Origin of the sequence: Mycobacterium sp. 852002-51163_SCH5372311 (genome assembly GCF_001667115.1) — a bacterium.
In the GTDB taxonomy this organism is placed as follows: Bacteria; Actinomycetota; Actinomycetes; order Mycobacteriales; family Mycobacteriaceae; genus Mycobacterium.
The window spans coordinates 52,777-65,670 of record NZ_LZIJ01000079.1; the positions used below are offsets into that span (position 1 = coordinate 52,777).

Consider the following 12,894-nt stretch of genomic DNA (forward strand, 5'->3'; position numbering starts at 1 on the left):
ATCCTACTCTGCGACAGCCTATTTCATTTCAAATCAGCTGGGCATGCCGATGGCGACCTGATGAAGGCGCGAGTTTCAAGGGAGTTCATCTCATATACGACGCACATATGTGCCGCCTCGCTGCGCCCACGGCGCCGGCGCTCAGACCGCAGTAGGCGGCCCGAACCAGGTCGTGAGCGCTTCGGCGAGTCCAGCGCGGGAATGATCTCCCGTCCAGGCAACGTGTCCGTCCGGCCGGATCAACACAGCGACGGGAGCGGAGACCACACCGAGTACCGGAAGCTCCCATTCGCCAACGTATTTCGCGTCGACCAATCGGACACGACTGCTCCACCCAGCGATGTCGAAGCCGCCGGGACCGCCGAGGTTGAGCAGCACCGGACGGGCATCGCGCAAGAGCGTGACGACACGGGCCGGGCCGTCCTCGGTGACCAGGTCGAGGTCGGGCATGCGCCGACCCAGCAGCGGGTGTCCGTCACCGAGGTCGTAGCGGATGTCCAGCCCGGACATCATCGCCGCGAAGCGCTTGCGCGGCTCTTCCATGCCGAGGAGTTCGGAAACGACGTCGCGCATCGCCTTGGTGCGATCGTCGGGGCGAAGCAGCGCCATCTGAGCCATCGCGTTGCGCAGGACCCGCGCGGCCACCGGGTGTCGCTCGGCATGGTACGTATCCAGCAAGCTGTCGGGCGAGGTGTGATTGACCACCTGGGCCAGCTTCCATCCCAGGTTCACCGCGTCTTGCACACCGGTATTGAGGCCCTGTCCACCCACCGGGTGATGCACATGTGCGGCATCACCGGAGAGCAATACTCTTCTGTCTCGATAGGTCGCGGCCTGGCGCGCCGCGTCGGTGAATCTGGAAATCCAAGCGGGACTGTGGATCCCGTAATCCGTGCCGTAGACGGCGATGAGCGCCTCGCTCAACTCAGCCACGGTGGCCTCTCCTCCGGTTCGTAGGTGCTGCTCGGTCACCATGAGACGCACCGAGCCGCTGTCCTCGGCGCTCATCGAATGCACGCCGAGGGCATCGTGGCGGATGCCCCATTCGGGCGGGTCGTCGGTATCGAAGTCCATCTCGACCTCGGCGAGCAGGTAACTCGACGTCGGATCCCAGCCAAGAAATTCAATGCCGACAGACTTGCGGACCAGGCTGCGTCCTCCATCGCAGCCGACCAGATATTTCGTGCGGAGGAACTCGCCGCCCGCCAGCGCGACGTCCACGCCGGTGCCATCTTGTGCAACGCCCGTCACCTCACGTTCCCGATAGATCGGCACTGCCAACTCCCCCACCCACTCGGCCAGGATGCGCTCGATGTGTTCCTGCCACAGCGCGAGTCCGTAGGGATGCCGGGTGGGAAAGTCGCTGATGTCCAGTCGAATTTGGGCATATCCGGCGACCTGCGCCACCTGGCCATCGGCCAGGAATCGTTCAGCGATCCCCCGCTGATCGAGGATCTCGATGGTGCGCGAATGCAGACCTCCCGCGCGCGAGCCGACCAAGTCCTGGCTGGGCCGGCGCTCGACGACGGCGACGTCGACTCCGGCCAAGGCCAACTCACCTGCCAACATCAGTCCGGTAGGACCGCCTCCGGCAACAATTACCGCGTGACCGGCTATCGGTTTGCCCGTGCTGCCCGACTCCCCCAACGTCAACTTGCCGCCCCCATTCCGTGAAATATGGCTTCGGCCAGCCATTTTGCGGGATACCCCCGGTCTTGCCGCAAGACCCCGGGTGCGCTATAAGTTGAAGGTGAGAGGTAAATCTTCTCCTTCCCCCTGGATCGCGACGCAAGGCGCTCGTTGCAGAATGGGACAAATGCCGCAGTGGTCGCCGGTGCTGGGAGTGGGGAATGGCTGACATCACCATGCTGATCCTCGCCGACCACGAATGGTTCCGGGAACAGTTCGCCAGGCTGGACTATCTGCAGTCGCAAACGCCCGTCGACCGCGCCGCACTCGGACGGGTGTGGCGTCCACTGGCCGACAAGCTCGACGTACATGCCTATGTCGAAGAGAGCATCTTCTACCCGCAACTGCTGAAGCGGGGCGCCGACGACCCCGAAGGGGAGACGCTCGACGCGATCGGCGATCACAACGACATTCGCGACGGAGTGCGCGACGCGAACGCAAGTCGTGTCGGCAGCGAGGAATGGTGGGCCGCGGTCGGCCGCACCCGCCTGGCGAACGACGAGCACATGGCCGAGGAAGAGCGGGAAGGACTGTCAGACTTCCGTCGCCATGCCCCTATCGGTCTGCGCGAAGCCCTTGGGCGCCAATACAGCACATTTATGGCCCAGCATCCCACCGCGGAAGGGCTGCCGATCACCGACCAGGATCCGGAACGGTACGTGGAGAAGGTCGAGGGAACTCAACGCCCCGAACGCACGGACTTCTCGCTTCGCATCGGCAGCCTCAAAGGTAAGTAAGCCACGCGGCGCTGGCACGATGGTCACACCTGCCACTCAGGTATCAAAACGCAGGGCATGTTGCCTTTTGCAAAGCGCTAGCGCCCGCGCTAGCGCAATCGGCAATCGGATGGTGCCACCCGCGGCGGTACTGGTGTGGCCTGTGTGACTGGTAGGTCCGGCACAGTACATCGCCGATCAATGTCGTCTGTGAAATACCGAGCTCAGAGTTGTTGGCCTTAGCCAATTTTCAACGATTGCCCGTAGTCGTGTCCGGCTTTCAGCGAGTAGTACTGAATGCCGTCAAAACGGTTCTTTCACAGCGTCTCTTCGTAGGCGTTCTGCGCCAACGCCGGGTGGATCGTGCTCGCCGGACTCAGTGTCGCGTGGTTAACTGCGACGGTGGGCAGAGAACCGGGGTTGGCACGACGCTTTTTCGATCGATTCGAGCCGGTACATGCGGTGACCTACTTCGCCCCGGAGGCGCGCGCCGCTTTAGACGAGTTGGGCTATCGCGGGTTTTGGATGGGCTACTTCGCGGCCCGGTCCGCGCCGTTGGGCACGGTGCCGACCGAAGTGGTCACGGCCATCTTCTACAACTTCGCGCCCGAACGGGTCGCGCGGGCCCTGCCGGCGGCGTGGCAGATCGCTGGTCCGGAAGCCGCATTGCGCGCACGCCAGGACGCGGCCGTGGCGGCGCTGCGCCGCTACGGTCTGGAGGCAGACGAAAGCGTCTGTGCCGCAGCGGAATTAGCCGGACAGGCGGCACGCGGTGCGCCGCTGGACGGAAGACCGCTGTTCGGCGCGAATCTGGCGTTGCCCTGGCCGGACGATCCGCTGGCCGCGTTGTGGCACGCCACCACGCTGCTGCGCGAACACCGCGGCGACGCGCATTTGGCGGTACTGGCGGCTGCGGGAATTTCCGGCCGGGAATCCAACGTGTTGCACGCGGCGGCGGGCAAGGTTCCGCGTGAGTACATCGCGCGCACGCGGGACTACGACGAGGCCGCGTGGCGGCACCACGAACAGCGGCTGATGGAGCGTGGCTTACTGAACGCAGACGGATCTCTGACGTCGTCGGGCCGGATGTTGAAGGACGACATCGAAGCAAGAACCGACCTGCTTGCCTTGTCGGCGCTCGACGCGCTGGGCGACGACGAGGTGGAAGCGTTGTTCCAGGCGCTGACTCCGATCACCCGGGCAGTGGTCGCCGGCGGAGACATTCCCGCCGTCACCCCGATGGATGTGCGCCGTCACGAATTACAGGACAGCAGCGCACATTTGGCTGATTCTTCAGTCTGAGCCGCGCGACCGGAAGGATGAGCCCCATGGCAGTTCACTGGGATTCGCCAGATGCACTCGACGGTGAGCCGGTAGTCGGTTCGATAGCCACCATCGACAGCTTGGCAGTTGCCGGTTCGGTCGCGACGGCAAAGAGCGTCGCGGTGGCCGGGTCGGCGTCGACAGCAGCCAGTGTGGCAATAGCGGGTTCGGTTGCGACCGCCGGCAGCGTTGCCGTTGCGGGCTCGGCGGGCACCGCGGGCAGTGCCGGGGTGATTTCGAGTGCGTTGACTGTGCTGTGTGTGGCTGTCCGGGAATGTGTGGCGTGCCTGGCATGTGTCGCCTGCACCCGGTGCGCAGCGTGCGTCGGCTGCGTGCGCTGCACCGACTGCGTCGGGTGCATCGGCTGCGTGAATTGCTCAGGGTTGCGTAACGTCAAGGGCGCCAGAAACATTCACTCGCAACCCACCGTGTGACGAAAACCGTTTACCGCCAGGCGAATACCGGTTGTTCGAGTTCGTCGACCGGGTCGTCGCGGCCCTCGAGGCACAGCCACCGCAGCTGCAGCAGCACAGCGCCTGTCGGCGCGTGAATCAAATCGTTCCCCAACGGGATTTGCACGACCGGCCGCGGGCTTTCCGGGATCGCGATGAATCGTGGTGAATCGGGGCGCTGCAATTGGTGCAGGCCCACCCGATAAACAGCCACTACCTCGTCGGGTGCAGGTTGGGGATCGAGTCGTCCGCCGCCCCAGAGCACCACCGGTGTGATGACGTAGCCGGACCGGGTCGGGTAGTCGTCGAGCAGGCCGAGGACGGCCGCGTCGGACAGCTGGACGGCCACCTCCTCGTCCAGCTCGCGCAGGGCGGCGTCTATCACCGTTTCGCCCGCGTCCAGACGACCGCCGGGCAGCGCCCACTGCGCAGCATGTGACGTGAGCCGAGATGCTCTGCGGCACAACAGGAACGCTGCACCGCCGGAGACGTCGACCATACGACCGTCCAGGCTTTCCGGGATCGGTCGACCGTCGATCCATTCGTCGACCGGCGCCGGGTCGACCCTGTCCTCACCGACCTCGGAGTCGACCAGCACCACCGCCACGGCCGCATGCCGCTTCGTCGGATCAGTCACTACGCGGCGATCGTGCCCCGCCAAACGGGCACGGACCTGGTCGCGCAGGCCATCGTCATAGGTGATCGGCACCGTTCGACCATAAGCAAGCGCCGTTCATGCCGTACCGGCGGATGCTGCGGCGCCCCAGTTTGCGCCGTATCCCACCGAAACCTCGAGCGGCACGTCGAGCGGATAGGCGTCGGTCATGTGTTCACTCGTCAACGCCGCCAACGTGTCGCGCTCGCCATGCGCAACCTCGAAGAGCAGCTCGTCATCGACCTGCAACACCATGCGTGATTTCAGACCGGCGTCCTTGATCGCCTGGTTGATGCCGGCCATCGCGACCTTGACGATGTCCGCTGCGCTGCCCTCTACAGACATGGCCAGCGCCGCACGCTCCGCAGCCTCACGGACCTGAGGGTCACTGCTGTCAAGGTCCGGCAGGTAGCGGCGGCGGCCCAGCAGGGTGGACGCGTACCCGAGCCTGCGGGCGTCGTCGACGATCGAGAGCTTGGACTCGGCGTGATCCTCGCTGCTGGCTTCGATCAGGCCCGCATTGCCGCACAGGTGGGCCAGGACCCGCGGTTCGATCCGCCGGTAGTGCGCCGTCATCAGTTCGGCGTAGCCCTCCCCCGCCACCAACGCCTCCCGGATCTGCCGGCCGGCACGCGGATGGTTGGTGATGTCGTGCAGATGTGGATCGGAAGACGAAAGCCTGCCGCTGGTCTGGTGAAAGGTGGCGTGGATACGGCCGTCGGAGGCGATCGAACTCAACAGTCCGCCGACGGTGTCTTCGTCGACAACATCCCGGATGCGCGTCAGCACCGTGCGATCCACCGCGATGCCGGCGGTTTCCATGTCGACCAACGCCCGCTGGGCCGGCAGCTCCAGCCGACCCAGCAGCGACGAGGAGTCGATACGCGCCAATTCCTCGTCGAGCACGTCAGCGAGATCGAGCACGGCGCAGGCCCTCAGGATCAACGCCGGCGCCGCCTCTGGGTTGGGCGATGAAAGTTGCTGCAATGCAGCAGCTTCCGTGGGCAGCGCACAACGCATGTGGTGTATCAACAGATCATTGAGCGCCAAGCTTCGATGCTCGGGGCGCAACAGGTATGCCGCCAACGCGGTGTCCGAGGTGACACCGCGCAACGTCCAGCCGCATCCGGCCAGAGCATGCGTCGCCGGCTTCGCGTCGTGTACCGCCTTGGGCGGGCCAGGGTCGGCAAGCCAGGACGCCAACGCTGCCTCGTCGTCGGGCGTCAACGCGGCGGCGTCGATGTAGCGACCATCTCCGTCGGCTGCCACGATCGCCAGGACGACAGCTCTTGCGCCGTAGCCCAGACCGGTACCGGCGACGGTTAGGCCGAAGCGATTCCCCAGGCTGTGTTCGGCCAGCCAGGCGGCGAGCTCTCCGTCTTGCAGCGCTCGCCCGCGCACGTCGAATCCATTCGACACGTTCTTCATCTCCGCCATGGTCTGCCAACCATTGTGACGACCCGCTGCGCATGACCCTCTCATGTACCCGATCGACCGGTGTCGCTACGGTCACTAGATAAGTGACGGAGGTTTCTATGGCTGGGCAAATCCCGTTGGTCGATTATCTGGTGCTCGACGATGGCGAACCGCATCTGGTCGCGCAGGAATGTACGAATTGCGGTGCTCGGTTCTTCGATCGCCGCAACGCGTGTGCCGGCTGTTTTGCGACCGAGTTCAAGTCCGTCCCGGTGGCGACCGAGGGCACGGTGCGAACGTTCACCATCGTCACCTTCGCGGCGCCCGGGATTCCCGTCCCGTTCGTGGCTTCGGTGGTCGACTGCGATGGCACCCAGGTCCGGGCCAACCTGATCAACGTCGAACCCAGTCCCGAGCATGTGCGCGACGGCATGAAAGTGCGGTTGGCCACCTACCCCATCGGCACCGACTCGGCAGGCACCGAGGCGATCGGCTTCGGTTTCGAGCCCGTCACCTGACTTAGCAGCGATTGACAAAGGAGCAGCGACGATGAGCGCCAGCGACGAGATTTGGATCCTCGGTATCCGGATGACCAAGTTCGGCAAGCACCCCGACCGCGACACGGTCGACCTTGCGGCCGAAGCAGCCACCGGCGCGCTGACCGACGCCGGCGTGAGCATGGCCGACATCGGAGTTCTGGCGGCGGGCAACCTGATGAATGCGAATGCCGGCCTCGGCCAGCAGCTGCAGAAGCAGATCGGCCAGACCGGTATTCCCGTCTACAACGTGGCCAACGCGTGCGCGACCGGCGCCACCGCGCTGCGCACGGCCATCATGGCCGTCAAGGCCGGCGAGGTTGATTACGGCATGGCCGTAGGCGTGGAAAAGCTGTCCGGTGCGGGGCTGCTCGGAGCGGGCGGAAAGACAAAGGCCGACACCGACGTCTGGGCGCCGAAGGGGCGCTATGGCGCCGTCGCGCCCGTCGACGGGCGGATCGGCACTGAGGCAATGCCCGGTGTGTTCGCCCAGATCGGCACCGAGTACGGCCACAGGTACGGCGGCACCAGCTTCGAACTGTTCGCCAAGATCAGCGAGAAGAACCACGCCCATTCGACGCTGAATCCCCTTGCCGCCTACCAAAAGCGGTTCACTCTCGAACAGATCATGAACGACGTCATGATCGCCTACCCCAACACGCGGCCGATGTGTTCGGCCAACTGTGACGGTGCCGCGGCCGCGGTCGTGTGCAATGGCGAGACGCTGAAATCGCTGTCGCCCGAGCAGCGTCGGCGCGCGGTGAAGGTGTCGGCGTCGGTGCTGACCACCGACCCCTACGAGCCGGGGTGCCAGGTGTTGCCGAACGTCAACACACTGACCCGCAACGCCGCACGGACGGCATACGAGCAAGCCGGAATCGGACCGAGCGACCTCGACCTCGTCGAGCTGCACGACTGCTTCGCCACCGCCGAGCTGGTGCACTACGACAACTTGATGCTGTGCGACGAAGGCGGCGCCGCCGACTTCTTCAACTCCGGCGCCACTTGGCGCGACGGGTCGACACCGGTGAACGTGTCGGGCGGGCTGCAGTCCAAGGGCCACCCGATCGCGGCCACCGGCATCGCCAACATCTGGGAAATCTGCCACCATCTCCGGGGAGAAGCCGGCGATCGTCAGATCGACAATGCGAAAGTCGGCCTGGCCCACGTCATCGGCCTGGGCTCGGCCTGCGGCGTGCACATCCTGGAAAAGTCGGCGGCCTAGTAGCGCGAGCAGCACTGCGGGTCGAGCCCGTCGTCACCGCAGAATCAATCCGCACCGATTCGTGAGCCGCAAGAATTTCGCAAGCCAACCGATGCAAGATTCCACTAGCTCGGCGCGGCAATGAAGAGGACCGATCATGAGGCGAGGCATCGCATGGCTGACAACGGCTCTGCTGATGTCCGGTGGCGTGGTTCTGGCGGGTCTGGGTACGGGGACCGCGCAGGCGACCGGCCGGCCGTACTGCCCAGGCGATCCGCCGAACTGGGCTCCTGGCGGCCCGCCGAACACGAGTTTCGTGCACTGGAACTGGAACGTCTGCCACAACTATCACTACGGCCCTACCGGTGTGGTCGACGAGGACACGGGTCATGTGTGGCTTTATCCCACCGGTCCTATCCCGCCGGCAGGGCCACCCGCGCCTCCGGGATCACCGCCGCCGCCCGGCTGTCCGCCGTGGGCCACGATCTTCAGCGGCCCGGCGCAGTGCGGCGGCCTGTGAGGACCTAGATCGGGGCTACCCGGTCGGTCCACGGGAGCGCCTGTTCAAGCTGGGCCGCCAGCCGGATCAGCAGTAACTCGCCGCCCAGCGGCGCGACGAACTGCACACCGAGCGGCAGAGACTCGGCGGTCCAATGGAGCGGAAGCGAAATCGCCGGGCGCCCAGTGAGATTCGCCAGCTGGGTGTACGGCACCCAGCCGAGGTTCTGCTGCACCATGTCGTCGACGATCTTGGTGTGACGCAACAGGCCGGCGGCGCGGGTCTTGATCAGCGCGTCGGCTCCGCGCTGCAATGCGCCCGGCAAGTCGAATTCGCCGATCTTCGGCGGCGGGGTCGCCAATGTGGGGGTCAGTAGCAGGTCGTACGACTCGAAGAACGTGGTCAGCCGTCGGGTGTGCTCGTGGCGCTGCTGGACGGCGTGGACATAGTCGACGCCGCTGGTCGCGCGGCCGAGTGCGGCCATGATCAGCGTGTCGCGCTCGAATGACTCGTTGCCCGCTCCGGTCAACCGTTTCGCCTCGTCGACCTCCCAGGCCAGGTGGACGAACCAGGTGAGCAGGAACTCTCGGGCGAGGGCGGCGTCGTCGTACGGTGCTTGCGCCAGTTCCTCGACGTCGTGGCCAAGGTCGGTCAGCACGCGTGCGGCCGCTTCGACGGCCGCGAAGGCCTCCCGGTGCGGCTTCGGATTGATCGCCGACGGCACCCGCACGCCGATCCGGAGTTTCCCGGGGTCCCCGTCCAGGGACGACGTGAACGGCGCGTCCGGCACGGCAGGCAGGTATGGCCCGAAAGGTTCTCCGCCGCAAATGATGTCGAGCATGGCGGCCGTGTCGCGCACAGTCCGTGAAACCACGCCCTGCACCGCCGCGCCGTGCATGGACTCACCGGTTGCAGGGCCCATGGGCGTCAGCCCACGCCCTGGCTTCAGACCGACCAGACCGCAGCACGCCGCCGGGATGCGCGTCGACCCGCCGCCATCGTTCGCGCCGGCGCACGGAACGATGCCCGCCGCGACCGCGGCTGCCGACCCGCCTGACGACCCGCCCGGCGTCCGCTGCAGATCCCACGGATTGCGCGCCGGCCCCCAGGCCACCGGCTCGGTGATCCCCTTGGCCCCGAACTCCGGCAGGTTGGTCTTGCCGAAGATCACCAGACCGGCGTCGATCCAGCGCTGGACAACGGTGGCGTGCTCGGCAACAGGCGTCGACATCAGCGAGCGTGAGCCTTGCGAGGTGGGCAGACCCGCGTAGTCCTGGGCGATGTCCTTGATCAGAAACGGGACCCCAGCGAATGGGCCACTGAGGTCGTCGGGCGACGCAGGGATGTCACGCACGATCGCGTTGATCCGCGGGTTCACGGCGGCGGCCCGCTCCCGAGCCTGCGTGAGCAGCTCGGCTGCCGTCACCTCTTTGTCAGCGACCAGCTTCGCCAGCCCGGTGGCGTCGTATTTCCGGTACTCGTCGAAGTTCATCGTCTGACCGTATGTCGGGCGGCCGCCTTTCGGTAACGACGAGTACCCATGGCAGGGTTTCGCGGCGAGTGATTCGGGAGATCCTGATCGGAAGCAACTACTGACTTCCGGGGAGGCTTAGCGTGGATCAGCCAGGCAACAGCAATTCGGCGCCGGTGCCGAAGGACGCCCGGAAGGCAACCGAAGCGCAACGTGAAGAGGAAGAGCAACTGGAGCACCAAGGCGACGACCCTGACGCGCCGGGCTCGCACCAGTCTCAACGCCAACTTCCCGATGAGAGCACGCGGTAGCCCGCCGCTGCCGTAGTGCCATTCACGCTTCGCGGTGCGGAACAAGATTTCCGCAATTGCTGCTTCGGCGCGACGGCCAGGAACAGGAAGCGCCATGGACGATTGGGTGGCCGATCAGAACGCCCCGGAAAAACGGGTCGCGGCTTCCCACGGTTTCGTTCTCAGGTTGCCGGCGGGCTGACCGGGTGTTAGCCGGCGCAGGCTACGGCTTCGGATGTCGCCGGGGCTATCGTTTTGCAGACACGCAACACGGCCCGATTTTCCGATGCGCGAATGGCGGGTGTGATCGGGTGCCATCGTTAACATGCTCCGCGCCGGAGGGGTGAGCAATGACAATCAGCGTGGACGAACGTGCCGAGTTGAAGGCAGCGATCCGAGACCTGCTGCATGACAGCTGCACCGAGGCCGACGTGCGCCGTGTGATCGACACCGAAGACGGGTTCGATCACCACGTTTGGCGGATGCTGGCCGAACAAGGGGTCACCGGCGTCCTGGTCGACAGCGAGTACGGAGGGGTCGGACTGAGCGCGCTCGAACTCGAGGCCGTCGCGGAGGAGATCGGCGCCGCACTACTTCCCTCGCCGTGGTTGTCCAGCGCGGTCCTGACCGTCGCGCTGATTCAGGCGGCGAGTTCGGAGGACGACAAGCGCCGGCTGTTACCTGGCCTCGCCGACGGCTCAGCGATCGGTACCGTCGCGATTACCGGTGAGCGCGGAACTTGGACACCGGAAGGCGTTGCCGTGCAGACGAACACCGACACTACGCTCTCCGGTGCTGCACATTACGTCACCTGGGGCCAGGTCGCCGACGTCATTCTCGTTGTCGCCCACACCCCCGACGGCATCGGCGTATTCGAGGTGGCACCCGACGCCGACGGTTTCGCCCGCACCGCGGCAACGGTTTTCGATCCCACCGTGCGACTGTCGACGTTCACGTTTCGTCACACACCTGCGCGACGACTTGGCAGCGCGGGATGGCAAGCCGTTCAGGACGCGCTGGACTTCGCGGTGATCGCACTCGCAGGAGAGCAGGTCGGCGGATCTCGCAGGATCTTCGATATGACAATCGATTACCTCAAGACGCGGGTCCAATTCGGGCGGGCGATCGGCAGCTTCCAGGCGCTCAAACATATGGCCGCCGATCTACTCCTGGAGAATGAATCCGCGATGTCCGCGGCACACCATGCCGCGGCGACAAAGGCTTCACAAAGCGAGAAATCCACCGGGGCAATCGCTCTGGCGGGATTCGTATGCGCCGAAGCCTACGAGTCCACTGCCATGCAAGCGATTCAGATGCACGGCGGCATCGGATTCACTTGGGAGCACCCCGCCCACCTTTTCCTTCGTCGGGCCCGCACCGGCATGCAGCTGTTCGGAGCCCCCGCACTCTTCCGCGAGCGTTACCTCGTTTCGAAAGGCGCGTGAAATGTCCTCCGCTACTTTGCCTCCCGCCGGCGAATTGCGCGCCGAGGTCCGCGGATGGCTGGCCGCCAACTGGACCGAGCTTCCGAAATCCGATGATCCATGGAGCAGTCCGCCGGAGCGGATTGCGTGGCTGGAGAAGGTCGTCGACGAAGGCTATGCGGTACCGACGTATCCAACCGAATGGTTCGGTCGGGGGTATCCCCCTGAACTCGCCACTGTGGTGATCGAGGAGTTCCGTGCTGTCAAGGCGCCCGGTGCTGGACAGGACAAATACAACATTTTCGCCAACACCGCGCTGAAGTTGGGCTCCGACACGCTCAAGCACGAGTTGCTGCGCGACTTCCTGACCGAGCGTGCCCGAACCTGCCTGTTGTACAGCGAGCCCGGAGCAGGCTCCGACCTTGCCAGCGTGCGCACGACAGCGGTCAGACAAGGCGACCACTGGATTGTCAACGGGCAGAAGGTGTGGACGTCGGGGGCGAAGACCGCCGACTACGCACTTCTGATCGCCCGCACCGATTGGGATGTACCCAAACACAATGGGCTGACTTTCTTCCTTCTCCCGATGAAACAGCCCGGTATCGAGGTCAGACCGTTGGTGCAGATCACCGGAGAGTCGCACTTTAACGAAGTCTTCATCACCGACGCGACGGTGCCCGACGAATACCTCCTCGGTGGCGAGGGCAACGGGTGGCGATCGCTGCAGACCGCGCTGGCCTACGAGCGCTCCATCATGGGTGACAGCGGTCGCGGTTCCCGTAACCGTTCGCGTGCGGACGATCTCATCGCGTTGGCCCGCGACCATGGCCGCCTCGACGATCCCGCCGTCCGGCTGCGATTGGCCAAGGTCGTGGCCATGCGAGAACTCAACTCGCTCAACAATGCACGCGCCAAAGCCACGGCAGCACAGGGCACGTCGAGTTCGATCATGTCCCTGGGAAAACTTGCGATGTCGAAGATTCTGCACGCCGAGGCCCGGATGAAAACCGAGCTGATCGGAGCCCAAGCTCTGCTGGCGGGCCGCGACAACCCCGAGGCCGACGACGTCAACTTCCTTGCCCTCAACGCCTTCTTCACCTCGATCGGGGGCGGTACCGATCAGATCCAACGCAACATCATCGGGGAACGCGTGCTGGGGCTGCCCAAGGAACCCGAAGCCGACCGCGACATTCCCTTCCGCCAAGCCCGGCGCAGCTGA

At 65.2% G+C, this 12,894-nt stretch carries 12 protein-coding genes and 1 pseudogene; 9 read left to right on the plus strand and 4 right to left on the minus strand.

Annotation, left to right across the window (positions count from 1 at the left end):
* Positions 1-141: 141 nt before the first annotated feature.
* Complete coding sequence (locus tag A5791_RS10210; RefSeq protein ID WP_067234911.1) at positions 142-1,647, minus strand: FAD-dependent monooxygenase; 1,506 nt, start codon at positions 1,645-1,647, stop codon at positions 142-144.
* A gap of 203 nt (positions 1,648-1,850) precedes the next feature.
* On the opposite strand from A5791_RS10210, the gene A5791_RS10215 reads away from it, so the two are divergent.
* From A5791_RS10215 to A5791_RS25935, 3 genes are all read left to right on the plus strand, one after another.
* A complete protein-coding gene (locus A5791_RS10215) occupies positions 1,851-2,426 on the plus strand; it encodes a hemerythrin domain-containing protein (protein ID WP_067234913.1) in 576 nt (191 codons plus the stop codon).
* 381 nt (positions 2,427-2,807) lie between these two features.
* Positions 2,808-3,707 (plus strand): hypothetical protein, encoded by a 900-nt coding sequence (locus tag A5791_RS10220; protein WP_067235264.1) that lies wholly within the window; start codon positions 2,808-2,810, stop codon positions 3,705-3,707.
* Between the two features lie 26 nt (positions 3,708-3,733).
* Entirely contained in the window at positions 3,734-4,162 is a 429-nt protein-coding gene (locus A5791_RS25935; protein WP_082966857.1) for a hypothetical protein, read from the plus strand.
* 10 nt (positions 4,163-4,172) lie between these two features.
* Here A5791_RS25935 and A5791_RS10230 read toward each other — a convergent pair whose 3' ends face one another.
* Complete coding sequence (locus A5791_RS10230; protein WP_067234916.1) at positions 4,173-4,889, minus strand: CoA pyrophosphatase; 717 nt, start codon at positions 4,887-4,889, stop codon at positions 4,173-4,175.
* A gap of 24 nt (positions 4,890-4,913) precedes the next feature.
* Positions 4,914-6,281: pseudogene (locus A5791_RS10235) on the minus strand (DNA polymerase); the annotation flags it as partial.
* A gap of 89 nt (positions 6,282-6,370) precedes the next feature.
* On the opposite strand from A5791_RS10235, the gene A5791_RS10240 reads away from it, so the two are divergent.
* The 3 genes from A5791_RS10240 to A5791_RS25940 all read left to right on the plus strand — a co-directional run bounded on the left by A5791_RS10240 (position 6,371) and on the right by A5791_RS25940 (position 8,511).
* The gene (locus A5791_RS10240; RefSeq protein WP_067234921.1) at positions 6,371-6,769 is read left to right on the plus strand and encodes a Zn-ribbon domain-containing OB-fold protein; all 399 of its coding nucleotides are present in this window, start codon (positions 6,371-6,373) and stop codon (positions 6,767-6,769) included.
* Between the two features lie 31 nt (positions 6,770-6,800).
* The gene (locus A5791_RS10245; protein WP_067234925.1) at positions 6,801-8,012 is read left to right on the plus strand and encodes a thiolase family protein; all 1,212 of its coding nucleotides are present in this window, start codon (positions 6,801-6,803) and stop codon (positions 8,010-8,012) included.
* Between the two features lie 136 nt (positions 8,013-8,148).
* Positions 8,149-8,511, plus strand: a complete 363-nt coding sequence (locus A5791_RS25940) for a hypothetical protein (RefSeq protein ID WP_156661118.1) — start codon at positions 8,149-8,151, stop codon at positions 8,509-8,511.
* A gap of 4 nt (positions 8,512-8,515) precedes the next feature.
* Here the strand turns inward: A5791_RS25940 and A5791_RS10250 are convergent, their stop codons facing one another.
* A complete protein-coding gene (locus tag A5791_RS10250; RefSeq protein ID WP_067234929.1) occupies positions 8,516-9,982 on the minus strand; it encodes an amidase in 1,467 nt (488 codons plus the stop codon).
* A gap of 122 nt (positions 9,983-10,104) precedes the next feature.
* Between A5791_RS10250 and A5791_RS26740 the strand changes: the two genes are divergently transcribed.
* The 3 genes from A5791_RS26740 (at position 10,105) to A5791_RS10260 (ending at position 12,894) form a co-directional block, all read left to right on the plus strand.
* A complete protein-coding gene (locus A5791_RS26740) occupies positions 10,105-10,272 on the plus strand; it encodes a hypothetical protein (protein WP_197504650.1) in 168 nt (55 codons plus the stop codon).
* 329 nt (positions 10,273-10,601) lie between these two features.
* Complete coding sequence (locus A5791_RS10255) at positions 10,602-11,696, plus strand: acyl-CoA dehydrogenase family protein (protein ID WP_067234933.1); 1,095 nt, start codon at positions 10,602-10,604, stop codon at positions 11,694-11,696.
* Between the two features lies 1 nt (position 11,697).
* Positions 11,698-12,894, plus strand: coding sequence for an acyl-CoA dehydrogenase family protein (locus A5791_RS10260; protein WP_067234937.1), 1,197 nt, complete (start codon positions 11,698-11,700; stop codon positions 12,892-12,894).

Coding starts and splice junctions, on each gene's coding strand:
- A5791_RS10215 (WP_067234913.1), top strand. CDS start 1,851: ATGGCTGACATCACCATGCTGATCCTCGCCGACCACGAATGGTTCCGG.
- A5791_RS25935 (WP_082966857.1), top strand. CDS start 3,734: ATGGCAGTTCACTGGGATTCGCCAGATGCACTCGACGGTGAGCCGGTA.
- A5791_RS10240 (WP_067234921.1), top strand. CDS start 6,371: ATGGCTGGGCAAATCCCGTTGGTCGATTATCTGGTGCTCGACGATGGC.
- A5791_RS10245 (WP_067234925.1), top strand. CDS start 6,801: ATGAGCGCCAGCGACGAGATTTGGATCCTCGGTATCCGGATGACCAAG.
- A5791_RS25940 (WP_156661118.1), top strand. CDS start 8,149: ATGAGGCGAGGCATCGCATGGCTGACAACGGCTCTGCTGATGTCCGGT.
- A5791_RS10250 (WP_067234929.1), bottom strand. CDS start 9,982: ATGAACTTCGACGAGTACCGGAAATACGACGCCACCGGGCTGGCGAAG.
- A5791_RS10255 (WP_067234933.1), top strand. CDS start 10,602: ATGACAATCAGCGTGGACGAACGTGCCGAGTTGAAGGCAGCGATCCGA.
- A5791_RS10260 (WP_067234937.1), top strand. CDS start 11,698: ATGTCCTCCGCTACTTTGCCTCCCGCCGGCGAATTGCGCGCCGAGGTC.